The sequence below is a fragment of the Flectobacillus sp. BAB-3569 genome (genome assembly GCF_002270355.1).
Classification (GTDB): Bacteria; Bacteroidota; Bacteroidia; order Cytophagales; family Spirosomataceae; genus Flectobacillus; species Flectobacillus roseus.
In genome coordinates this window covers 1-25,959 of the sequence record NZ_NJFZ01000036.1, presented here as the reverse complement: position 1 = coordinate 25,959, position 25,959 = coordinate 1, and the positions used below count along the sequence as shown (strand labels likewise).

General features: G+C 38.6%; 15 protein-coding genes and 1 pseudogene. 5 read left to right on the top strand and 11 right to left on the bottom strand.

Annotation, left to right across the window (positions count from 1 at the left end; genetic code table 11):
- Nucleotides 1-4,729 (bottom strand): collagen-binding domain-containing protein (locus BWI92_RS24655; protein ID WP_095167933.1); only part of this gene is annotated, 4,729 nt, incomplete at its 3' end.
- An 802-nt stretch (nucleotides 4,730-5,531) separates the two neighbouring features.
- On the opposite strand from BWI92_RS24655, the gene BWI92_RS24650 reads away from it, so the two are divergent.
- Nucleotides 5,532-6,206 carry an SGNH/GDSL hydrolase family protein gene (locus BWI92_RS24650; RefSeq protein WP_176464532.1) on the top strand — a complete coding sequence of 225 codons (675 nt, stop codon included), beginning with the start codon at nucleotides 5,532-5,534 and terminating at the stop codon, nucleotides 6,204-6,206.
- A gap of 158 nt (nucleotides 6,207-6,364) precedes the next feature.
- Here BWI92_RS24650 and BWI92_RS24645 read toward each other — a convergent pair whose 3' ends face one another.
- Complete coding sequence (locus BWI92_RS24645) at nucleotides 6,365-6,979, bottom strand: HupE/UreJ family protein (protein ID WP_095167930.1); 615 nt, start codon at nucleotides 6,977-6,979, stop codon at nucleotides 6,365-6,367.
- A 188-nt stretch (nucleotides 6,980-7,167) separates the two neighbouring features.
- On the opposite strand from BWI92_RS24645, the gene BWI92_RS24640 reads away from it, so the two are divergent.
- The 3 genes from BWI92_RS24640 (at nucleotide 7,168) to BWI92_RS24630 (ending at nucleotide 13,042) form a co-directional block, all read left to right on the top strand.
- On the top strand, nucleotides 7,168-8,763 hold the full coding sequence (locus BWI92_RS24640; RefSeq protein ID WP_095167927.1) for a GMC family oxidoreductase: 1,596 nt from the start codon (nucleotides 7,168-7,170) through the stop codon (nucleotides 8,761-8,763).
- Between the two features lie 272 nt (nucleotides 8,764-9,035).
- Nucleotides 9,036-9,860 carry a universal stress protein gene (locus BWI92_RS24635; RefSeq protein ID WP_095167925.1) on the top strand — a complete coding sequence of 275 codons (825 nt, stop codon included), beginning with the start codon at nucleotides 9,036-9,038 and terminating at the stop codon, nucleotides 9,858-9,860.
- Nucleotides 9,861-10,060: 200 nt separating this feature from the next.
- Nucleotides 10,061-13,042, top strand: a complete 2,982-nt coding sequence (locus tag BWI92_RS24630; RefSeq protein WP_095167922.1) for a T9SS type A sorting domain-containing protein — start codon at nucleotides 10,061-10,063, stop codon at nucleotides 13,040-13,042.
- A 275-nt stretch (nucleotides 13,043-13,317) separates the two neighbouring features.
- On the opposite strand, the gene BWI92_RS28790 is transcribed toward BWI92_RS24630, so the two are convergent.
- The 8 genes and pseudogenes from BWI92_RS28790 to BWI92_RS24595 all read right to left on the bottom strand — a co-directional run bounded on the left by BWI92_RS28790 (nucleotide 13,318) and on the right by BWI92_RS24595 (nucleotide 22,434).
- Entirely contained in the window at nucleotides 13,318-14,091 is a 774-nt protein-coding gene (locus BWI92_RS28790; RefSeq protein WP_310588955.1) for an aminotransferase class III-fold pyridoxal phosphate-dependent enzyme, read from the bottom strand.
- A complete protein-coding gene (locus BWI92_RS28785; RefSeq protein ID WP_310588954.1) occupies nucleotides 13,983-14,669 on the bottom strand; it encodes an aminotransferase class III-fold pyridoxal phosphate-dependent enzyme in 687 nt (228 codons plus the stop codon). The genes BWI92_RS28790 and BWI92_RS28785 overlap by 109 nt, the downstream gene beginning before the upstream one ends.
- A gap of 19 nt (nucleotides 14,670-14,688) precedes the next feature.
- Complete coding sequence (gene bioD / locus BWI92_RS24620) at nucleotides 14,689-15,309, bottom strand: dethiobiotin synthase (protein WP_095167920.1); 621 nt, start codon at nucleotides 15,307-15,309, stop codon at nucleotides 14,689-14,691.
- A 14-nt stretch (nucleotides 15,310-15,323) separates the two neighbouring features.
- Nucleotides 15,324-16,454 carry an 8-amino-7-oxononanoate synthase gene (locus tag BWI92_RS24615; protein WP_229363533.1) on the bottom strand — a complete coding sequence of 377 codons (1,131 nt, stop codon included), beginning with the start codon at nucleotides 16,452-16,454 and terminating at the stop codon, nucleotides 15,324-15,326.
- Nucleotides 16,455-16,529: 75 nt separating this feature from the next.
- On the bottom strand, nucleotides 16,530-16,994 hold the full coding sequence (locus tag BWI92_RS24610) for an N-acetyltransferase (RefSeq protein WP_095167915.1): 465 nt from the start codon (nucleotides 16,992-16,994) through the stop codon (nucleotides 16,530-16,532).
- A gap of 428 nt (nucleotides 16,995-17,422) precedes the next feature.
- Nucleotides 17,423-19,764: pseudogene (locus BWI92_RS24605) on the bottom strand (M1 family metallopeptidase).
- Between the two features lie 228 nt (nucleotides 19,765-19,992).
- A complete protein-coding gene (locus BWI92_RS24600; RefSeq protein ID WP_095167913.1) occupies nucleotides 19,993-21,159 on the bottom strand; it encodes an acyltransferase family protein in 1,167 nt (388 codons plus the stop codon).
- Between the two features lie 111 nt (nucleotides 21,160-21,270).
- Nucleotides 21,271-22,434 (bottom strand): AraC family transcriptional regulator, encoded by a 1,164-nt coding sequence (locus BWI92_RS24595; protein ID WP_095167911.1) that lies wholly within the window; start codon nucleotides 22,432-22,434, stop codon nucleotides 21,271-21,273.
- A 394-nt stretch (nucleotides 22,435-22,828) separates the two neighbouring features.
- On the opposite strand from BWI92_RS24595, the gene BWI92_RS24590 reads away from it, so the two are divergent.
- Complete coding sequence (locus tag BWI92_RS24590; RefSeq protein ID WP_176464531.1) at nucleotides 22,829-25,762, top strand: histidine kinase; 2,934 nt, start codon at nucleotides 22,829-22,831, stop codon at nucleotides 25,760-25,762.
- Here the strand turns inward: BWI92_RS24590 and BWI92_RS24585 are convergent.
- On the bottom strand, nucleotides 25,755-25,959 hold a 205-nt coding region (locus BWI92_RS24585), incomplete at its 5' end, for a hypothetical protein (protein WP_095167907.1). The genes BWI92_RS24590 and BWI92_RS24585 overlap by 8 nt on opposite strands.

Sequence of the window (25,959 nt, the reverse complement as noted above, 5' to 3'; positions counted from 1 at the left end):
CTGTTTGACCTGTTGAACAAGTCGCTGTCAAAGTCACTACACCTGATTCACATCTTGAGGCGCCTACTACGTTATTGGCACTTGGTGCACTTGGGATTGGGTTAACCGTTCCAATTACGCCTTGACGTGAGCCTGTTGCTGTTTCACATGTTGTTGTGTTATCCTTACATCCCACAAAGTATGTTGTCGTGGCTGTGATGCTTGGTGCATAACTTGTACCTGTTGTCAATACACTTGTCGAACTCTGACTTGCATACCATTGTACTGTTTGACCTGTCGTACAAGTTGCTGTCAAATTCACTACACCACTTCCACAAACTGCACCATTCGTTACATTACTTGAACTTGGTGCGCTTGGAATTGGGTTAACTGTTCCTACAACTGTTTGACGTGAGTTGGTCGACGTCTCACAAGTCGTAGTGTTATCTTTACAACCTACAAAATAGGTCGTCGTCGCTGCAATACTTGGTGCGTAACTAGTACCTGTCGACAACACTGTAGTCGAGGTCTGGCTTGCATACCATTGTACTGTTTGGCCTGTTGAGCATGTTGCACTTAAGTTTACAATTCCACTACCACATCTTGAGTTATTAGTTACATTCCCTGCACTTGGTGCGCTTGGGATTGGATTCACTGTGCCTACTACTGCTTGACGTGAATTCGTTGATGTTTCACAAGTCGTTGTATTATCTCTACATCCTACAAAATAAGTTGTCGTTGCTGTAATACTTGGTGCGTAGCTGGTGCCTGTTGTCAATACACTTGTTGAGGTCTGGCTAGCATACCATTGTACTGTTTGACCTGATGAACATACTGCACTTAAGTTTACTACTCCACTACCGCAAACTGCACCATTCGTTACATTACTTGAATTTGGTGCTGTTGGCAATGTATTAATAGTCCCAGTTACTGCGGTTCTACTTGCTGTTGGTGTTTCGCAATTGGTCGTTGTATTTTTACACCCTACATAATAAGTAGTACTAGCTGCTAAACTTGGACTGTAAGATGCTCCCGTTGTCAATACTGTTGTTGATGACTGAGACGAATACCATTGCGCAGTTTCGCCACTACCGCAAGTTGCACCCAATGTTACTGTTCCTGCACCACAACGAGTGGCTGGAGTTACAGTTGGAGATGATGGTGTAGCATTAATTGTAATAGCAATAGAGGCATTACTAGAACAACCTGTATTACCTGTTACAGTTAAAGTATATGTTCCAGTAGTACTTGCTGTAATATTTTGAGTTGTCGCACTGAAACTATTTGGGCCTGTCCATGAAAATGTTACTACAGGAGCATCAACTGTCATTGAGATGTCATCTATTGCAAAATCATTACCTCCTGTATTAGCATTCTCATTTCTAATTTCAAAATAAGCTGTTGTGCTACTTCCCGAACTCCATGTAGTTGATAACTGTTGCCAAGCACAGGTAGTCGCTGACAAGGTTGTCGAAGTACCAACTTTTACTCCATTCACATAAAACGCAAGAGTAGATGGACTCGTTGAAGAGATAGAAGTAGCATAAGTACTTAACCTATAAGTAGTATTTGGATTCACTGCAATTCTTTGCCCCCATACCGTAAGGTTTGCACTTGTGCCTCCATCTGCAACAAATATTTTACCAGTGCCTGCGGCAGTTCTATCTTTACAGGCTGATGCCCAATTGAAATAGGTATTAGCATCCGTCGTAACGCCATACACTCCATATCCATAATTTTGCTCACCATACTGTGTGACAAAACCAATATCACCCGCTGAGAAATCTCCATTATAAACAAGGTTAGGGTTAGCCACACTCCCAGCACCATTTATCGTAATTGGTGTTCCACAATTAGAGGTGTTACCTCCCACTGCCGTCGCACTAACGCCAGAAACTGCCCCACTTACGGTTAAGTTGACTGGAGTTTTCATACTTTCACAGTTGTTGAGTGTACATGTTGCGAACAAACTCAACGATGTACTTCTTGAAGCTGGGGTATATGTAGCACCTGTAGCAATTGGAGTCGTATCAGTAGAACCACTATACCATTTCACAGTTCCCCCTGTACATCCTGTAGCTGTAAGTGTTGCAGTACCTGTTCCACAAATAGACGCACTACTAACAACAGGTGCAGAAGTACAAGTTTCTTCTGTCATACAGATATCATCAAACGCAACACCATCTCCTTCATTGTCGCGAGGAGTGATATATAATTCAAGATATGTTGCACCTGCTGGCGCTACAATTTCTACACAATACTGTTGCCAGTTAAGCGTCTCCCATTGTCCATCTGCATCGGCAGGTATTGATTGATAAATATCTCCTGTAGAAAGTATCCCCTTATCACCTCCTTCAGCATTTCTAAATTTATATTCAAAATATACATCTGCATTACCTTGTACTCCTGATGGATTAAAGGCTGCCATATAAGCACATATTTTATATTTTTTTCCTGGCGTAACTGGGAAAAACTTCTGATTTGAACTTGGTGCAAAAAGCACGCATTGGTTATATCTTCCGTAAACAAAACGATCCCCTGAATTTGCGTTACCTGTTACACTTGCATCAATGTAATATGCACCATTTTGGTTAGCATAATCATTGACATCTGTCCCAATAGCCCAGTCAAGAGGTGAAGCACCACGATAGGCATCTGTATTGGTAGCAGTACGAGTGATGTATGAGGCAGGTGATGACTGAAAATATACAGGAAACTTCTTTCCATTATTGGTAACATTATCATCTGTCTCAAAACTTGAGTTAGTAACAATGTTATTGGGACATGCTACAGTCGAGCAATTATTTTTCAGAACAACCAATACAGCATTGGATTCAGCCACGTAGTCGTTACAGTTGGTACGGCGAGCAGTTCTAATATAACAAGTTGTTTGCGAGATTGCCCCAGGCGTGTAAGTTGCAGCCGTTGCACCTGAGATGGCTGTATATTTTGATGAGCCAGCTACGTTTGTAGGGCAAGCTCCATTAACTAATGATGTAGCTCTATACCATTGGTATTGGATAGTTTGTCCTGTATCACCACCTGATGGTGAAGTGACATTGGTAAGAGCTGCTGGCGTACTACTTACATTTTTACATAAAACTTGGTTTGATCCAATGGTACCTCCACTTGTTAAGTTGTTACAAGTATTGTTTACGGTCAAACACAAGTTATCTAACTTTAACCAGTCACCACTTGCATAACCCTCTACTCTCAAATAAGATGTACCAGTAGGTGCAGTTTTTGTTAATACATATTCTTTTAGGATTGTTTGTCCTGCAGGAACAACGTCTACGTCCCAATCAACTTGAACTTCTGTGAAGTCTAATAAAGTTCCTGAACTATTGTAAAAAGCTAATCTATATCTATGGTTATATGCAGGTTCGTGTGTCCCACCATAGGCCGATAAAGTATATGAAGTACCAGCCGTAATATTATCTACTTTCTGCCACATCATAGCAGAAGAGCTATTGGCATACAAATAGGCATTATTGGCATCACAAACCTCAAAACCTGAACCTGTCGTTAAAGAGCCTGCCGAGTTCCATTCCCAATAAGCTGTTTTATAACTAGTGTTATATCCTGCACGAAACTCCTGAACTTCAAATCCCGGGTTTTTCAATAAACCACCCGGACAGTCACAAGTAACTGAGCTAAAGCTACTACAGTTTACCGTAGTATTGAATGTCTGATAGTGCACTTCCCCTTGTGCATGTGTATAGTTCATACACACAACCTGACCTTCAATATTACCAGAACCCGCTTTATTTACGTGCGCATTTGGTGCAAACACAGTACCAATGATAGTACTACCTCCGTTTAGGTTGATTGTTGCACTACCCGCTGAGTTATTCACAAAGTTGAACAAGATATACTGACCTGCTGCATTTGGTACTCCAGGAAAATTTGGGATGTTCCAGTTAAAAGAGCTAGCACTACCAATATCCACAGTGATTACTACAGGGTTGGTAGCAGAAGGTACGATGTTAAACTTGATTTCGTTGAAAATAGCCAACTGACTAGCTGTCATTCTAAAGAAATTGGTACGGCCTGACGTCAAGTTAAAAGTATAAGACGTGGCAGTAGTCGATACCGTGGTATTTGAAGCGCAACCTTTATAGGTAGTTGAGTAACTACGCATATTCGCAATGGCTGTATTAAAGTCGAATACATCGGCATTAATAGAGGCTTGCGTTTGGGAAACTGACAAACTAATACGTGGATTGGCATCTTGTGAAGTTGCACTTGAGGCTGTCAAACGAGTAGGATTAGTAGACCAATATTTTGAGCTTGAAAAATCCTTAATTTTAACAAAACCTCCACTCAATACATTTAGACCATTACCCGACGAGTAGTTTACATTACCTTCTACAATCAATGCTGTATTGTTGGCATCACCAGAAGCTTTGAAAGTACCCGTGGTACTCATACCCAATGAATAGGATCCATTGAGTGTGAGGTTTCCGAAGGTAGCCAAACCACCATTGGCATCGCCACTGGTAAGTATGGTATTACCGTACGAAAAGATGTTAAATCCTTGCACTGGGCTTAAAGGATTTACTTGAGCGAGTATATTTTTTGTACCTCCTAAAAAAAAGATAAGGGGCACAAGCAACACAATCCTCAAAATTCCATTGGCATGGTTTTTGAGGTAATGGCGTGCTCTTCTAAAAGTGTTCAACTCAGGCGTACATAACTTACTTAGGTCGCACTTTGATGAAGTACGTAATGAAGCAGTAAAGTTTTTCATGGGGAAACTTTATTAATTTAACTCGGCGGATTCTAGGAAAAATTATATTTCTGGACTAGTACAAACTAAATCCAAACAACTGTTTCGAGAAGACAGTATCGTCTTTGGGGCGGGGACAAACATCTGTAGGTGGTGTCAAAACAGATACACCTCAAATCATTTCATGGCGTTTAAAATGATAGCATAATTTCCTACAATATGCGTTCGAAAACAGCAATGATTTACAAAACAAAAACGTGAGACGACTAATAGCGGAATAAGCCGAATGTGATAAGCCTAGATTACTGAGGTTGATTAACGAAAATAAATGTTACAGGGAAAGCTTGCGATTCTTTCCTACAGAAATGGCGTTACTCTTTAAAACTTAGGCTTTTGCATTATACTGAGCGGTATTGCGGTTCGCATAGTATAATCTATAATAATTCTGAAGCATTAGCGGGTGCCTAGCAGAAGTTCTCTAAAATAATTCTCTCAAAATTGTTTCTCAAAAACACGTTGCGAAGGTATTTTATCAAAAGACTTTATTGTAAATTACAATTTTTAAAACAAATTGATTTTGGGCGGGTTTTGTAATAAAAATGCAATTTTGTCTTCAGAAAGACGAGAATTATTTACTATAAATGAAGCCAAAATCATGCCAAAATACAATATTATACCTATGGGTAGTTTTTTTCACTTTCTTGGAAAAATTATTAAACGGTATGTATTTCAGCCTTTTATAAAACTCTCTATTATAGGTATTTGATACTATAAAGCGTATAATCTTTACACTAATGCTATACAACGTACCTCAACGCTTAATTTGCATTATGATAGTGTTTTTCATTTCATTATCATCTATCTCTTTTACTCTTACAAACCCTATGGACAAAATTCCTTCAAAAAAATATTAGCGCTTGGTGACTCCTATACCATCGGAGAGAGTGTTCTTGAATCAGAACGCTGGTCAGCACAATTAATTGAATTTATCAAAAAAGATATATCCATCTCCAAACATGATATTGTGGCTCAAACAGGTTGGACAACTTTTGAGTTACAAGATGCCATAGCGTCACGCAAACTTGACAAACATTATGATTTGGTTACGCTACTCATTGGTGTAAATAATCAATATAGGGGTCTTTCGAAAGAAGAGTTCAGAAAGGATTTTCAGCAATTATTACAAACGGCAGCGAACTTTACTTCTGGTAATTTTCAACATGTCATGGTACTTTCCATCCCAGATTGGGGAGTGAGCCCTTTTGCGTCAAATCGAGATAAAGCGCAAATTGCTAAAGAAATAGATGCGTTTAATTTGATTGTCAAAGAAGAATGCCAAAAACATCATGTGCCCTTTGTCGATATCACTCCTATCTCAAGAGCATACCCCAATGACGCAACGATGATTGCTGAAGATGGGTTACACTTTTCTGGAAAAATGTACGCACTTTGGGCTAAAGCTGCCCAAGAAGAGGCTTTGAAAATTCTTACAAAGTAAATCTGGGAAGAAGTTATTAGTTAATCGTATATCCGTTAAATATTTACTTAAGAAAAAAGATTAAATTCATGATATACTTGCAGTAAATTTTAGATATATCCTCTTAATTGTGAGCATTCTAATGACAGATACACTGTTAACTAATAACTTCTTTTTACTTATTTCCCCATTAATTCCTGAAAATATTCTGCTGAAGCAATCAACGTTAGGGCTACTCCTGCTACCATTCCTGAAAGAATCAAATTCCAATCGTGTTTTTTGGCTCTAAATACCTCTAGAATCAAAAAACTAATGACCAAAGTAAACATCACAATGAGTAATTGTCCCAACTCTAAACCCACATTGAATGCCAATAAGGGATTTAGCAAACTTTCTTCTTTTCCCAATAAACTGCGCAGATAATTAGAAAAACCCATTCCATGAATCAACCCAAAAGTCATCGCCATTGGGTAGCGAAGTGATGAGCTTTTTTCTTTCTGAAATCTAGTACTATCAACTGACTTATGAAAGAAGTTTAACACACAGGTTAGGAAGATGGTAATAGGAATCAGAAATTCTATTACTTCTGTGCGATAGGTAATAATTTGAAGCGTAGCCAACGCCAAGGTTACAGAGTGTCCAAGCGTAAAGGCTGTCACTAATATTGCCAGTTTTTTCCAATCGCTAGGGCGATATACAGCACAAAGTGCAATAACAAACAAAATATGGTCATAGCCATTTACATCTGTGATGTGTTGAAAACCTAGTTGAAGATACAGTTGAAAATCTGACATGAGCAGTTAATAGCAATTTAAAGGTTTGTCTCTGAAGTAAGATTCTACAAATTTAACTTAAAAGCAGACACAAAACACCTATATTTACAGTACTAATCAAAGAAGTTTTTGTTATATTTAGTTAAACAAATCCTCTTTCCTATTTTATGTTAGTCTTCTTAAAACAGCTTCCTTTTTTCTAATCAACTATGAAACCAGATTATATCATCATTGGTGCAGGTTCAGCTGGCTGTGTATTAGCACATCGTTTATCCAATATTCCCAATAACCAAGTTTTATTGGTCGAGGCAGGAGGAAAAGACGTGAAACCAGAAATACATATTCCTGCAGGATATGGTAAATTACATCACTCGAACGTAAACTGGAACTTTGTAACTGTACCTCAGGCCCATCTTCATAATAGGCAATTATACCAGCCGAGAGGTAAAACTTTAGGAGGGTCTAGTTCTGTCAATTGCATGGCTTATATCAGAGGGAATAAGGAGGATTACAATGATTGGGAAAAATGGGGAAATCGTGGATGGAGTTATCAGGAGATGTTGTCCTATTTCACCAAATCAGAAAATAATCAGCAGTTTCAAAACGATTATCATGGGAAAGGCGGTTTACTCAATGTAAGTCATAATATTAATGTAACGCCATTAGCTGAAGCTTTTATAGAAGCCTGTGTGGAAGTGGGTATTCCTGCCAATCCAGATTTTAACGGTGTTCAGCAGGAAGGTGCAGGAAAATTTCAGTTTACCATTAAAAACGCTCGCCGCCATTCGACAGCAGCGGCTTTTTTAGTCCCTGCATTGTCACGCCCCAACCTTTCGGTATTGACCAAAACACAAGTAGCTAGGATTATTATCGAAAATGATAAAGCTATAGGCATTGAAATCATCAAAGGAAATACTACGGAAAAAATTTATGCTCAAAAAGAAGTAATTCTATCGGCGGGAGCATTTCAAAGTCCTCATCTGTTGCTACTTTCGGGCATAGGCGACGCTTCCTATCTCAAAGATTTCCAAATAGATTGTAAGGTAAATTTATCGGGTGTTGGGCAAAACTTATCAGATCACCTTTTTGTCAATATCAATACTTTATGCAATCAACGTATTACCTACAATAATGCCGAGCGATTTCCGTGGGTACTCTCTAATCTTTATCAATACCTTTTCCAGAAAAAAGGACCATTGAGTTCAAGTCCACTCGAGGCTTGTGCATTTACGCAAACCAAAGCTGGTCTTGACCGCCCAGATATACAATTCCATTTTGCTCCTGTACTTGCCCCTAATTTGCATGAAGTAAAAACGTTACCCAAAGAAGAAGGATTCACGGTTTTGCCCACCTTACTCAAACCAAAAAGTAGAGGATATGTGGGTTTGTATGACAGTCGTCCAAATTCTGTCCCACTTATTGATCCTTGTTATTTGTCTGATTCTAAGGGCGAAGATATTGCCACGCTTTTACGAGCTGTTCACCAAGCAAAAGATATTATATTATCGGATGCTTTTGCTCCATTTCGTCAACAAGACACCTTATTTCTTCCTGATAAATATGAGAGTGACCTAGACTGGGAAACCTATATTAGGGCTACTTGTGAAACCGTTTATCATCCGTGTGGTACTTGCAAAATGGGCATCGACTCACAAGCTGTGGTCAACCCTGACTCGCTAGAAGTCTATGGTATCAAAGGTCTGAGAGTGGTAGATGCCTCTATTATTCCAGAAGTGATTGCAGGAAACACCAATGCCCCCGTCATTGCAGTAGCTGAAAAAGCAGCAGAAATAATAATTAATTAGTGGGCAAAATAAAATCTAACTTTTGGGCTTTCGGCTTTTAGCAATGGGCTTTCGGCAAAATATTTCCCATGAATTCAAAAAAGCTTTTTGGCCTGATACCCAAAGCGTATTAATACAATTTAAGTTTGCGTTAATTTAAGTTAACATACTGATAATCAACAAAACAACAACAGCTTCCGAACTAACAAAAATCATATTTTAAACTGACTAACAGAGGCTTATAGGTAAAGAATTGACTCTAATTTTGTCATAAATCAAATCTCATACAAGCCATGAACAACATTCTTATTGCCACCGATTTTTCGGATAACTCTCACAAGGCACTACAATACGCCATTTTGGTAGCTAAAGCCACCCAATCAGCTATTTATTTGGTACATACTTATCTTCCTCGTTATGTCGAGCCAGGTATTTATGCAGATGCCGACACCATGCAAAAAGCGTTGGACGACCAGCGTGATTCGCTTTATAGTAAAATGGTACCGCTAGCCTCAAAAGTCGAAGAAGCAAATATAAAATGTCATGTAGTCTTAGAAATGAATGATGTTATCTCTGGAGTTTTTGATACGGTCGAAAAATATAACATTGACCTAATCGTGATGGGACGAACAGGCTCTGGCGGCTTCCTAAGCAAACTAATCGGTAGCAATGCTGCCCATATTACAGCCAAAGCACATATACCAGTTTTGACAGTTCCAAATCAAGTAGAAGAGGTTGCGATAGATAAGATATTGTATGCTACTCAACTCGAATTTGACGAAAACCATATCTTGGCTCAAGTATTTGAATTATCACATCAACTAGGGGCAAATCTTGCGCTTACCAAAATCAACGCACCTTTCGAGCCAGATATTCAATCTGATCAGCAATTTATAGAACAAATCAAATCAGCTTTTGTAAAAGAAACTTTTAGTATCGATACCACCATTTCAAATAGTGTAACCGAAGGTATTCTCACTACTGCTGCTGAAAGAGGAGTCAATCTCATTGTTTTGGCAGCACATCATCGCAATTTCCTAACCCAACTAATAGATCCTAGCAAATCAAAACAAGTAATTATTCGTTCGGATATTCCTGTTTTGACCTATCAGCTATAACTGATAGTGTTTATTTTTTCTAAGAAATAGTTTATCGTAATGCCCTACCCTTTCAAGTAGGGCATTTCCGTTTAAAAACTTTCCCTCTATTTTAAAAAAATAATAATTCCTTTTTGAGGCCTCAACTAAGAAGGTGAAAATAGTTAATTACTTTTGTGGAAGTAAATTAATTTATATTGCCAATTTTTAACATCAACACTATGCGCAAATTTCTACCGTCTTTGGTGCTATTAATAGCACTGTTATCTCCTTATGGCATACTCGCACAAAGCTTTTCGGAAGATTTTAACTTTTCAGGCCTATTAACAGCCAATGGCTGGACCGCTCATAGCGGTGGTGGAACTAATGCCATCTCAACAACTACAGGATTAGTATTTGCAGGCTTAAATAATGCAGGCAATGCTGCAGTGTTGACAACTTCAGGCGAAGACGTTTCCAAACTGTTAACCACGCCATTTAGTACAGGTAGCGTTTATGTATCTTGTTTAGTAAATGTTACAGCAGCCAAAACCGCTGGTGATTATTTCATCCATTTAATCCAAGGAACAACTAGTTCGGGAGGCTTTAACCCAAGAATCTATATTCGCTCGTCTACAGACGGTATCCAGTTCGGTATTTCAAAAGGTTCTGCTTCTGGAACAACCTTGGCTTATACCACTAAAAGATATGCCTTAAACACTACTTATTTGTTAGTGTTCCGTTATACTTTCAACAGTACAGCCACCAACGACGATACATCGGAGCTATTCGTTACAGATGCACTATCAAGTAATTCAGAACCTGCAAAAACAGATTGGCTAGCCTCACTTGATACACAAAATGATGCTGCAAGTTTAGGTATGATTGCTCTACGTCAAGGAACTGCTGCCAATGCACCCAACGTTATCGTTGACCGTTTGAGAGCAGGTGATTCTTGGGCAAGTGTAGCTTCTTTGAGTTCGTTACCTACATTATCAGCCGTTGGAACTACCCTGTCGAATACCAATTTGGGAACAGCCTCTGCAGCATCCAAAATTACTGTTACGGCATCTGATTTAGTAGCAGATATTGCAGTAAGTTTTAAAACTGCAACGGATAATTTCGAACTGAGTTTTGATGATGGTAAAACTTGGGGAACTACAGGGACTGTCAACCAAAAAGGAGGCGCATTTTTAGTAAGAAGCTCTACAAAAGCCATCCTTGGTAATAATGAAGCTAGTATCTTACTATCAAGCGGTTCTGTTAGCAGCACTATTATCGTAAAAGGAACCGTTTTCCCTGCTGGAACAGGCCTATGTGGTATTACAACCAATATTAAGCAAGTTCGCGACAATATTCCTGCACAAAATACCTACTCAGGTGGTAGCGCAAGTATTGCAGGTAGAGTTACCAGTAAATTTGGAAGCAATAAGTTTTATTTACAGGATAACACAGGAGGTATTGCGGTATTCTCGGCAAGTGGAGCAACGTTATTTGCCAATATTTCAGTAGGTGACTCCGTTCAAGTTGTAGGGTCATTGGCTCGATTTAGTGGAGAAGCCGAAATCCTCAATCCAACCTGTATCAATAAAGTGACAAGTACCAGCAAAACGCCTACGGTCGCTGTTTTTGATGCAAGTAAAAAAGGAACAACAACGCTTTCGACTTTTCTTGAATCAAATGAAGGAAAGGTGGTAAAGTTAATCGGTATGAACTTTACAGTAAACACAGGAAATTTTGCCAGTGCTACCAACTACAAAGTCATTGCCTGTAATGAAATGGGAGAAACAGAAGTACGTGTCGACGCTACAGCTACTGGTGTAATTGGCACGGCTGTTCCGAGTGTTACACAAGACATCACTGGAACGATAGGTCATTATATCAATACAAGTGGCACAGTAGATATCTTGCAGGTATTTCCTTACGTAGCTAGTGATATTTCAAAAAGCTCAACTTCTTGTACAATTACTGTACCTACGCCAGCATCATACTGCGGAACCTTGGCAGGTGCAACGATTAGTGCAGATTCTACCTTGGATATCACTACTTGGAACGTTGAATGGTTAGGAAATACAACAATTTCACCAAGCGCCTTGGGTCCCATCAAAGACACCCTCCAAATGAATAACGTAATTACGGTAATCAATAAATTGAAGTCGGATGTTTTCTGTCTTGAAGAGGTCTGTAATCATACCTACTTTGCTAGTTTGCTAGCGCAAAGTTTACCAAACTATGGTATCAAATGTCAAACTGACTACTACTCGCATTACTTTGATGCACCCGAAAAGGCAAGTGACCCAACAACCTATGCTCAGAAAATCTGCTTTGTATACAAAAAGGATATCATTACTCCTGTAGATGCCGAAACCAAGTCTTTACTGGTCGGAAAATATACCTATCCTCCTGCCAACAACTGGGCATCTGGTAGATTACCATATATGTTTGTGGCTGATGCCAAAATCAATGGAAAAACTAAAAGAATCAACTTTGTAGGAATTCATGCCAAATCTGGTTCAGCCGTTTCTGATTATACAAGAAGAAAGCAAGATGCTATTGACTTGAAAGCCGAATTAGATAGCAAATACGCCAGTAACACTGTCATAGTATTGGGTGACTACAATGATGATTTGGATACGTCTATTGCACTCGGAAATGCTTCTTCTTATAAAGAGTTTGTTGCGGATGCAGCAAACTATAAAACTATCTCAAAATCTTTGAGTGATTGCAAAGTATCTAGTACAGCTAGTTATTCTGACATTATTGACCATATTATGGTAAGTAACGAAATCGGCATACTGACAGAAGGCGCTGCAAATCCAGCGGTATCTACCTCAGGTATTTATTACATCAACAGTACGCTTAATGTTTCAAGACCAATCGATTTTGTAGCAGACTATACCAATAGCACTTCCGATCACTACCCTGTAAATGCTCGCTTCTATTTTGGCTTCTTACCTGTAAAAGTATTAGGTTTTGAAAAAGAAGAACAAGCATTTTACAAAGTTTATCCAAACCCTGTACAGGACAATTTAACCATTGATTTGTTGACTGCTGGAGAAACTAGCGAAATTACTATTGCCGATGTAATGGGAAGAGTAGTTTGGACAAAAACTACTAATGCAAACTTGGTAACAGTTCCTACATCAGATTTTACAAAAGGTTTGTACATTATTCGTATCAACCGCGGTAAATCATCAAGTGCGTTTAAGATTGAAAAATTATAAACTCAATAAGTCTAAAATATGAGTAATCTCAAATTTATTGATTGCGTAATTGGGCGAATGAGTGATTATTTTTTAATAGTAGAGACGCAATGCTGGCGTCTAAAGAGGTACCATTCTGAAATATAGTATCAAAAAAGGCGTTCGAAATTAGTTTTTCGAACGCCTTTTTTGATAAACACTTAGAACATAACCCAAATATCAAAATTCGGGATGACTCATATTTTTGATATTACCTATTTAAGGATGACCACTTTTTAGGCGCAATGCTTGCACCTCTACTTAAAATCCAAAAACTCCTCAATACACGCATATACATAATCCAAATCTTCTTGTTGTATACAATATGGTGTTAGTAGGTAAATGATATTGCCAAGAGGACGCATCAGAATGCCTTTTTCTAAAAAGAAATTATATGCCATATCTCGAATATTACTAAAGTATGAGGTTCCTTCTTCAGTATGTATCTCAATGGCCAAAATCGTTCCCCGCACACGTACCGAATCTACCGTACTTGCTTTCTCTGCTTTGAGTTTTTGAGCAAATTCCACATGACTTTGATGCAGAGCTTTTATCTGCGCTTGTGTTTCGGGTAAAAGCAATAAATCCAAACTAGCCAGCGCTGCTGTACAAGCCAAAGGATTAGCCGTAAAACTGTGGCTATGGAACAAAGTTTTGCGTCGATCTTCTGACAAAAATGCATCAAATATCTCCTGAGTACAAGTAGTTACACCCAATGCCATAGCCCCACCAGTCAAGCCTTTGGACATACAGTAAATATCTGGTTTGGTCTGGATGTAATCTGTGGCAAACATTTTACCTGTACGACCAAAACCCGTCATGATTTCATCAGCAATCGTAATCACACCCTTATCTTTTGCCAATGCAATCAGTTCTTCCAATACCTCTGGTTCGTACATAACCATCCCTCCTGCCCCTTGAATCAACGGCTCAAAGATAAAAGCAGCGATTTCATCAGCATTTTCGAGTTTTTTTTCATCTGAGCAACCGCCTCTTGCTCTTGTCCTGCTACGGGCACTGGCAAATAACATGTTTCATACAAAAAAGGCTCGAATGGCGCATTAAAAGCACTTTTTGCTCCTACGGCCATTGTGCCAAAGGTGTCGCCGTGATAGCCATTACTCAAGGCAATAATCTTATTTCTTTTTTCAAAACCTCTATTATGAAAATATTGAATAGCCATTTTTAAGGCCACTTCGATAGAGGTTGAACCGTTATCTGAATAAAATACTTTTGCTTGATGGCTCGGTAAAATATCCAATAACCTTTCGGCTAAACTTACGGCTGGCTCATGCGTAAAACCTGCAAAAATAACCTGCTCGAGTTTCAAAAACTGTTCTGCAACTTTTTGGGCAATATACGGATGAGAATGCCCATGTAAATTGACCCACCACGACGAAATAGCATCGATATACCTTTTGCCATTTTCATCAAATAAATACACCCCTTCTGCACGAACAATCGGAATGGAAAAGGGGGCTGTATGATGTTGAGTAAAAGGATGCCAAACCACTTTGGCATCTCTTTCACTTAAATTAGTTATCACTGGTTTTTCCACATTTTCAACAGGAAATTCCAAGTGCTCGTCTATCGAATAATCTTTTTTCATAAAAAGCTTTAGACCTCTCCTACTGCCAATTATTTTCTAACGCATCGGCTAGTTTACGAACAGCAGGCTTGTCAATTTCTGCCTGAGTTGGGATACGACCCAAGCATTTAAGTTTTGTATAATTCAAAATAAAGCTCTCGGTAGAAGCATTTGAAATACCATTGAAAATAATCCCTTCAACTGGAATATTTCTACTTTTTAGAGCTTCGACCGAAAGAAGCGTATGGTTGATACTGCCTAGGTAATTTTTGGACACCAGTATCACAGGAAGGTTCAATTGTTGAACCATATCTATCACTAAGTCATTATCATTGAGCGGAACCATTAAGCCGCCTGCGAGTTCCACAATCAAGTTTCGTTCAGTAACTGGCAACTGTATTTTTGACAACTCAATAGTAATGCCATCCAAGGCTGCGGCTGCATGTGGAGACAAAGGTTCATTGAGGCGATAGGCTTCTCGAAAAAAAGTATTGTTCTTGATCGAAACAAGACTTTTTACGGTATCTGTATCCGAAAAATCGAGACCTCCCGATTGTATCGGCTTCCAGTAATCTGCCTGAAGTGCTTCTACCAAAACACTAGAAATGAAAGTTTTACCTATTTCGGTACCAATACCAGCGACAATAAATTGTTTTTTCATGTTGAAATTTAATATTAAAGGTGCGGGGACATTTGCTTCACTAGAGCATCTATCTGCTCGAAAGTATTATATTGATGAAGACAAATTCTTAATCGTTCTTTGCCTTTGGGAACAGTCGGCGAAAGAATAGCCCTCACGTCAAGTCCAGCTTTTTGTAACTGTAGCGCAACTTGGCGACAAGCTTCATTTCCAGGAATCACCACACATTGAATAGCCGAACGACTCTCGATAATGGGGTAACTACATGAAGATGCCACTTGTTCTCGGAAATATCTTATTAATTTGTGAAGATATAAATTGTTAAAGTTGGCTGATTGCAAATAATCATAAGCACTTTTCACACCTGCATGGCTATGTAAAGGTGCCGCCGTAGTATAGATAAATGAACGAGCAAAATTGATTAAAAAAGCTCTTAAACTCTCACTCCCCAACACAATGGCACCATGACAACCGAGGGCTTTTCCAAAGGTAATAACTCTGGCAAAGACACGTTTTTCGAGTCCATAATAAGAAACTAATCCCTCTCCTTTATCACCAAAAACTCCAGTAGCATGTGCTTCATCAACAATTAATCCTGCGCCATATTCTGCACATATATCTGCTAGTGCTTTCAAAGGTGCCTCGTCTCCGTCCATAGAATAAACCGACTCCACTGCTACATAAATACGTCCAGTATTTTGGGTTTTAGCATGTTCGAGCTTTTTACGAAGGTCTGATAAATCGTTGTGAGAAAACTTTAGTCGGGTGGCATAGCTTAGTCGAGCGCCATCAATCATACTGGCATGAATGTATTCATCAGTAATCAAAAAGTCTCCTTTTTGAGGAACACTTGCCAATACTCCAACATTGGCATCATAACCTGAATTAAAGATGAGTCCAGCCTCTGCGCCATGAAAGTCTGCAATGGTACTTTCTAGGTTTTCTGTATAGGCATAATTACCTGCTAACAAGCGCGAACCTGTTGCTCCAACCCATTGGTTGTGTGATTGTTCGAGTTGAGCGAGTTCTTGCTTGATGCCCTCAACTAATATACCTGTTTTGGCAAAACCTAAATAATCATTTGAACAAAAATCCACCATATTTTCGGTGGTTTTTAGTATTCTATATAAAGCCAAATCTTTTCTTTTCTGAAGAGATTCTGCCAAAAAATTTTCAATTTGATGCACGTCTTTACAAGCCTAATAGCCCGTTTTGAGGTTTATTGGGCACAAAGATAATACCTAAGCCTCCTTCACAGAGTGATTATCTAAGAAATAATAGAAATGCTCTTGATCCTTTCTGAAGCCCAATTTTTCATAAAGGGCTTGAGCCTTAGTATTTTCGATTCCTGTTTTCAAGGTAAGCCAAGCAGCACCTGTGTCTTTGGTATGCTTCCACGCTGCATCAATCAATAAGGATGCTACGCCCCCTTTCCGATAGTCAGGCATCACAAACATATCATTTAATAGCCAAACCGATTCGAGCTTCAGTGTTGAGTACACGGGATACAACTGGGTAAAACCAGCCAATGCTCCATTTGAGTCATCCAAAGCAATAAATATGGTAGAGCTATTTTGAGCAAATCGTTCTTTCAAAAAGTTGCTTGTTTTAATCAAATCGCTCGTTTGTCCGAAATGAACACGATAAGTGTCAAACGCTAATACTAGTAATTCTAAGTGCGATTCGCTTGCTTTAGTTATTTGCATACGTCAGTAATTAGTAGAGTTTTTAAAATGTTTTTTACATAAAAACTAAATAAAGTCCATTCGGTTCCATCAAGCTATGTTTAGACTATGATTCCTAATCTGATTGATTTATTGAGTTTAATTACGTTATTCTTCTTTAATAATAAAAAAATCTTTATTCGTAATAAAGTTTCAATTATTTTATGATTGTGTATTGCGTATTAAACAAAAAGCTTATAACTTTGTACTCAATAGGTGTAGAACTATTTACTAGGCTTGCTCAGGTGGTTTCTGCCTGAGCAACTTTTTTTTATAGGCTTACACAAAAAAAAGGTGGTCTTACCCAGAAATTCGGTAAGACCACCTTTTTTTGTTGACTATTGACAATCAGCTTTCAGAATTATTTGCACTTTACCGAAAGTTGACTGTCGTAAGTCGATAGCTCATTACTATTTTTTTGCTCCTTGAACTGCACCCGCTGCTTGTTTTTGTTGTTGCATTGGGTTTGGCATAGACTGACGTTGTCCTTTGAATACTTGGAAACGTGTCGGTTGCTCTGGCTCACGAGGGAATGCGTTATTGTTTGTATCAATATCAGCAATCTCATAGAATGGGTCAAGTACCCATTTAGCTACTTTCTTATCTGTAGGAATTACTTTTTTCACCTCTTTGTCGTTCAAACGCCATACTTCCGCAGGAATACGAACTACCTCATCGGTACCATCTTCGTACACCATTTTGATAATAATTGGCATTGGCAAACCTCCAACGTTTTTCACGTTGATTACATAGAAGTTTTTGTTGCTAGTTGTCAACTGTTTTTCTTCATCTGAAAGACCTGCTGTTGCTTGCTCAAAACGTTTTTTATCTGCTTCTGAAGTAGCGTAGCGGTCATAACTGTTGTAGAAATCACGCATATCTGGGTTTGCTTCTACTACCGTTTGAGTAATATCTTTTTTGTTGCGGATATTGCTCATCGTTTGGCGTTTTGCTTCTGCGTCAGCTTTTGCTTTAGCATTTTTCTGCTCAGGAGATTGGTTGTCGATACCAAACCATTCAACTGTTTCTAAAGATTGGTCTGAAGGCTCAACACCGTAGAACCAACCACGCCAGAACCAGTCCAAATCAACACCTGAAGCATCTTCCATCGTACGGAAGAAATCCTGCGGAGTTGGGTGTTTGAAAGCCCAACGACGAGAGTATTCTTTGAAGGCAGCGTCGAATAATTCGCGTCCCATGATCGTTTCACGTAAAATAGTCAAACCAGCCGCTGGCTTAGTGTAAGCATTTGGACCGAATCCCATGATGTTATCCGAGCTACTCATGATTGGTACTTGCTGTGTTTTGTCAGTACGCATATAAGTAACAATACCTTGTGGCTCGCCACTTGAAGTATCAAAGTCTCTATCCCATTCTTTTTCAGCCAATTGTTCGCAGAAAGTATTCAAACCTTCGTCCATCCAAGACCACTGACGCTCATCTGAGTTTACAATCATTGGGAAGAAGTTATGACCAACTTCGTGGATTACTACACCAATCAAAAAGTTTTTGGTTCCTTCAGAATAAGTTCCATCTGCCTCTGGACGAGCACCGTTGAAACTAATCATTGGGTATTCCATACCACCTACTGGACCATGAATAGATTGAGCAGTTGGATATGGATATGAAATAGTTCTTTTCGAATAAGAACGTAAAGTATGCGCTACCAACATAGTCGAATATTGACCCCAAAGTGGATTAGCCTCTTTTGGATAAGCAGACATAGCCCATACTTTTTTGCCTTCAACATCAACTTGCATAGCATCCCATACAAATTTACGAGAACCTGCAAATGCAAAATCACGCACATTATCAGCTTTGAAAACCCAAGTTTTCTTGCCTGATGGTTTGCTTTTCTCAGCCGCTTCAGCTTCTGCTTGTGTTACAATAAGCACAGGACGATTAGCGCCTTTAGCTTTTTCCAAACGTTTTTGTTGCTCTGCTGACAACACCTGAGCGGCATTTTGCAATTCACCAGTACCCATTACTACAAAGTCATTTGGCATTGTTAATGCTACTTTGTAATCACCAAATGGCACAGTAAACTCACCTTGACCCAAGAATTGTTTGTGCTGCCAACCGTTTACGTCGTCATACACACACATACGAGGAAACCACTGAGCAATTTCGTAGATATAGTTACCATCCTTAGCAAAATATTCATAACCACTACGAGCACGAGTAGCCACAGCATCAGTAATATTAAAATCCCACTCTACTTGGAAACTGATTGTTTGGCCTGGCTTTAATGGCGTTGGCAAATCCACACGCATCATGGTTTCGTTGATAGTAAACTTCAACGGTGCGCCCTTAATGTCTTTTACTGCACTAATATTGTAACCATATTCTTTGTTGTTCAACACGCCAGCATTTGCACTCAAGCGAGCAAAGCTAGTAGCCTTATCGTTCAATGAAGATGTTTGGGTAGTTTGTGCAATACCGCCTTTTTTGAAGTTGTTTTGGTCTAGCTGTAACCACAAATAACGAAGGTCGTCTGGAGAAAAGTTTTGTAGGTAATTACCTCACTACCAGTAATACGTTGCTTTTGGTCATCCAATTCGGCTTTGATGTCATAGTCGGCACGGTTCTGCCAATAGTCTTTGCCCGGAGCACCCGAAGCTGTACGGTAGGTATTTGGAGTTGGCAGTGAATTGCCAAGCTGCTCAAAACGGCTGTTTCCGTTATATGGGTTTTGTGCAAATAGCGTTGCACATTGCCCTATGAGAAGCGCAAAAAGGCTAAGCTTTTTCATATAGGATTTGTTGGTGAAATAAAGTTTCTACGAAAATACAGAATTTTTAGCATAAGCCACTTCTCTCTCCAAATCGCTGTGCATGAGCCTTTCATACTTTGCGGATGAACGGTCGTATGAGTATTTAAGTGGTTATCAGATAGCTTTCAGCTCTGGATCTTGAGGAAAGTCCGATAGCTGAAAGCTCAAATCCAAAGGGTAAGACGGCCTATCTCTTTATACTTTCCCCTACTTTTTTACACCAAATAAAAATCTCATTAAGCTAAAAGGTCGTATTAAATAATGATACAAAAGCCAAGAAATACCAAAAGTTCCACTGGCGATAAGGATGTATTTTACCCAAAGATTGAGAGATACATCAGCCAAGTAAAAACCTAAAGCCACCGTAACTGTTTGATGTAAAATGTAAAAAGGATATACGGCTTGATTGCTGTACTGAAGCGCCTGATTAGTAAAATTTAAGTAATGTTTAGCATAACCTCCTATCGCTAAAATTGTACTCCAAAGGCTCACCATAGTCAGTAGTCCATTCACAATAGTCATCCAAACGGTATCTTCGGGAATACTTCCAAAAAGCGTATCATACGAAAATCGGAAGGCTACGATAAATAGGCCTATCACGGCATAACTTCTCCTGTGATTTTCCATAGTATTCCATGCAATAGGCGTTTTTCCTACTAAATACCCCAAGACAAATAGCATTATCGAAACCGTGAAGTTGTACCAATCTGATACTAAATTTTGGAAAACTGGCCAATCAGCATGCAAAAACCAATAGGCCGAGGCCAATACTACAGCCCAGAGTAATAGACCTAAAGGCTGACTTACTATTTTTTGAAAAAACTGCCAGAACCCTTCGCTACTTTTATTTTTTAATAATACAAAGAGCGGCGTTGCCAATACGGAAAACACCCATAAATAGACGATAAACCATAAATGATGCCATGAGCTATTGCCTTCGGGATAGGCTTGAAATTCAAAAATTTTAGGATAAAAAGCCCAATAAGATCCTTCAAATTGGTGACGTTGTAAGCGTTCGAAATACACCTGCGGGGGCACTATTACCAAAACACCAAACAGTAATGGAATAAGTAATCGCTTGGAACGTTCAGCGATAAAAGCACTAGCCGTTTTTGACTTCATGGCAAAACTCACTCCGACACCCGAGATAAAAAACAATAAGGGTAATCGCCAAAGGTGTAGCCATTCCATCGGAATTTCGAGGACCTCCGTCAGTTCGTTGTTTTTGACATGCCAGCCCCAATACACAAAAAACATTCCTGTGTGAAAGAAGATTAAAATGCCAAAGGCTATAACACGAATCCAGTCGATATAATACTGGCGAGTTTGGGGAGAAGAAGTAGTAAGAAGTTGCTGTTTTTCAAGAGTTTTCATACAAAGCTTTTTTTGATTTGATGGTCAAAACTAGCTTTGTCATAGGCTCCGATGCGATTGTTTTGATAAAGTAGATGTTCGATTTTATAAAATCGAACATCTGTACTATCTCTATTTTTCCTCTTTTCGGTATTGAGAAGGGGTTTGTCCTACGATTTTTTTGAAAGCTGTATTAAAGGCGGATTTAGAATTATAGCCTACCATTTCGGCAATTTCTTCTATTTTGATATGTTGACTTTCTGAGGAAACAAGCAACTTTTTTGCTTCGGCAATACGCCACTGCGCGGCATAATCAAAAAAACTTTGCCCTAAACTTTCATTCAGAATTTGAGAAAGGTGATGCGGAGAAACCCCCAGTTTTTTGGCCAGCGAGGGCAAAGAAAAATCTTCTTTCAAATACAGTTTTTCTTCTTGCATCAGTATCTCCAAACGTGCTAAGGTTTGGTCTTGTATTTCGTCTGTTAGGGTTGACTTTTCATATTTTTTTACTGGTTTTGCCTCCTCTCCTAGTCTAAAAAAATCAGACTGCCGAATCACCGAAAAGCTGATGGCATAAATGATAAAAGTGATATGTGCCGATAAAATATGATCGCCCAAATCACTAGAAAACGTTCTTTTGACAATTAAAAACAAGAGCACAATAGAAGCAAAACTTAACCATTGGGTACGACACCAACTCAGAGAGTAATTTTCTTTCGAAAAAATAGATAACCCCACTTTTTCAAATTGCTTTTTTAGTTCAACAAATCCAACAGCGACATATATAACCATTTGCACAAACATTATGTCATTGACGTAGTCTCGAATTTCACAAAACCATCCCCAGTCTAATACTTCATTTTTAACAAAAGGCATTTCAGGGTGATAGGCGTCTAAGTATGAATTGTATTTAAAACTGTCGGGCAAAGGATAAATGTATAGGCACATGCAAACCAAATAGAATGCAAATGGAACAAAATGTAATAATTGCTTCCAAGAAAAGCGCTCAGAGACAAAGGTTCTGAGGTACAAATATGTCAAAGGTGCTAATACAAAATTGAGCGGCTCGGCAAAGTCTACCCAAGCCAACATTTTGAACATGTAATTGGTATATGACAACAATACCTCGACCGTACAAGTTGATAAGGCAAATAAAAATAAGCCTAAATATCGGTGGGCAATTTTGTTTCCTTTGGGCGTAAACAAGAAGAATATTGCTAAAAAATAGCCCTGTACCACTCCCATGAGTATAATGATAGCAAATAGGTCGATATGAAGAGGATGATTGACTGGCATTGGTTTAGTTTTATCAAAAGTAAAATTACGCTTTTTTCAATTACAATAGGGTGCTATACTTTTACTCAAAATAGACTTTTATACATTCAAAAAAGCTTTTTGTAAAACCATATTGCATTTTCCTCAAAAGCAAACATACATTTGTTTTAGTATCTCGTAACTCTCGTTCCTAGCATTTGATAGGGGCATAATTTCCGAACTTATCAAAAGTAGCTCAACCTTTGTAAGTTTATTTTTTTGCGTACAACAGTGTAGTAGAGTTAGTTTATTTCGAAAAAAGGTTTCGTTCGAGACCTTTTTTTGTTTTTATCTTGGGGAAAGGTTTTGCTTATTTGTGGAAAACTCTAGAGCAATATCAGCTCCGATAGACCTTATTTCAGTAATGCGACATTTTTTGACGTTTCTATATATTCTAATTTTTAGTTTTTTTAGTAACTGTGCGGTTGCTCAAAATGCTGTTTATAGAGTTATCAACAACCTAAATGGCTTACCCAGCAATACGGTTTATAGTATTCTTCAAGATAAAAATGGTTTTTTGTGGGTTGCTCACGACAAAGGTTTGAGTCGTTATGATGGTAAGAGTTTTGTCCATTACGAAAGTATTGCCAAACAAGGGCGCTCGCTTTTCAATCTGATGGAGTACCAAGACCGCATTTATTGTCAGGATTTTGCAGGAAATTTTTATTATACCCAACACGACAAACTCGTCAAAGAATCAACACTTTCATGGAAAGGTGGCTTTGTACCCGCTACTATTTTAAACAATAGACTATTACTTAGTTGCTTCACAGATACGCTCCGAACACTTAACTTGGCGACGAAAAAAATCAGCAAAATCCCTATTCCGAGTACCTTTTCGTGGGGAATTAGTGTGAAAGATCACAAGCTTTTAGCTTTATGTGAAAACGGTATTTATCGCACAGATGGGTATCGGGGACAGTTTCAAAAACTACCTACCTATCAATCCTTCTTTTTGATTCCAACAGACCATGAGCTATTTGGGATTACCAAAACCAAATATCCGTATGTAAGGCGGCTCCTCCACGATGGCTCAGCGATTTCGGTACTCAAACCCGATTTATTTATCCAAGATGTAGTAAAACTCAAAGACGAAATTTGGGTTGCAACCTCCAGTGGAGCCTATTGCTTTGACCTAAACTTTAATCCTAAATACAATGGATTTTGTTTTTTTGAAGGAACGAGCATTAGTAGAGTTCTTATAGACCGTGAAGGAAATTATTGGTTTGCTACTTTAGCAAAAGGACTTTTGTTTGTTCCTAATATCCATACTCGACTCTATCAATATCAGAATATTGGTATGACCGCATTGGCACCTTTTCAAGAAGGGAAAGGCGTATATATTGGCACCGAAAAGCAAAATATCCTTTCCTTTAGCCCAGAACAAGGTTTTCGTCCTTATTTCATGCAAAAGTCATCTAATCATGAAATTATCTCTATTTATGAAGATACCGAAAACCACGATATGTTTTTTTCGAGTAATCGCCTAGTACACCTGAATGCTCAACATCAACAAGTCCAAAGCCTTGAATTAGCCTCTAAAAGTATTGTAAAAATCAAATCCAATCTTTACGCTATGGCGTATTCGGGGGGCGTAGCTTTACTGACCAAATCTCGAAAGCCAATCTCAATTCCGAGATGGCTTCTGCCTACAAACACTTCGAGCAAGTCGATAAACATAGATACCATTTTTCACTTAACTCATCCCTCTGTAAAATCCAGAACACGGTGGATTGAATTTGGACAAAAAGACAGTACACTTTACATTTCAACAGTAGGTGGTTTGGTGTATATTTCTCCGAAAGGAACAAGCGAAATTCTGTATCAAGGCAACCCAATATACGGCTCTCAAATTATTTGCAAAGGAGACTACACGTATGTTGCCACCTTTAGCGAAGGCTTATATATTCTCAAAAATCAACAAGTCGTACGACACATCAGTACCAAAGATGGACTAGCAAGCAACACCATCTACCGCTTTCAGATAGATCTGCAAAAGTTATGGCTTGTTGAAGAGGGAATGTTGCAATCGTTTGATTTAAAAACGAAAGAAATTATTAGCTATAGTAGTACCGATGGACTTCCAAAAGCCGAAATCAAAGACCTTGTTGTAGGAACTCAAAATGTATTTTTGGCTACCCCCGAGGGTCTTGTTGTATTCGATAAAAAAAGAGATGTTGCTAACAAAACCTCTCCCTTAATGGCCTTGACAGGGTTTACGGTAAACGACCAAATACGCGACTATTATTCAGGCATAAAACTTGAATCTGATCAAAATAGTATCGAAATCTTCTTTTCAATATTGAGTTTCAAAAGCGAAGACGAACTACACATTAGTTATAAAATTAACAATGGAACTTGGCTAAATTTACCTTCACAATCAAGAGTTTTGAGCTTTCCATCCCTATCCCCAGGAGCCTATAAACTTACACTTAAGGCAATCAATGAAGATGGTATTGCCGTACAAAAACCCCTTGATATTTACTTCGAAATCAATGCCCCTTTCTATCTACAATGGTGGTTTGTAGGATTGATTTTAGCCATAATCACGCTAGGAATTTATTGGTATTTCCGCTGGAGAATCAATGATATTAACCAGAAAAACCAACTTATTGCTGATAAGCTCAAGCTCGAACAAGAGGTAAAACAAAGTATGCTAGCAAGTATCAAAAGCCAAATGAATCCACATTTCTTGTTCAATGCACTCAATACCATTCAGGCTTATATTTATACCAACGACAAAGAAAATGCATCTGTGTATTTGGGTAAATTCAGTGAGCTCACTCGTCGAATTCTGGATATGAGTAATAAAGATTCTGTTCCATTGAGCGAGGAGATTAAGGCACTAAGTCTTTATTTAGAACTTGAAAAAATACGATTTGAAGACCTCCTTCATTATACCTTCGACGTTGACCCAGCCCTTCAACCCGATTTTGTGTATATCCCGTCCATGCTTATTCAACCATATGTCGAAAATGCTATTAAACATGGACTATTACACAAAAAAGAAGACCGACAACTATGGATTAAATTCATTAAAGAGCGGGATTGTCTGATGGTCATTATTGAAGATAACGGTATAGGACGAAAACGGTCGGCACAGTTGAAAAGACTGAAAGAAAAAAATAGCCATCAAAGTTTTGCTATTTCAGCAAATCAAAAGCGACTAGATATTTTAAATCAAGGAGCCAAACACCAAATCATGATGGAAATTATTGACAAACACAACGCACAAGGCGAGCCTTCGGGCACATTAGTGAATATCAGAATACCTTTTCAGAAATCACCTTCTTCAAATTTGGTCAATTAAAAATCTGATTTCCTAAAACCTCATTCCATAGCGGGAATAATATTTCTATTTTTACAATAGGCAATAGGCAATAGGCAATAGGCAATAGGCAATAGGCAATAGGCAATAGGCAATAGGCAATAGGCAATAGGCAATAGGCAATAGGCAATAGGCAATAGGCAATAGGCAAATAGGCAATAGGCAATAGGCAATAGGCA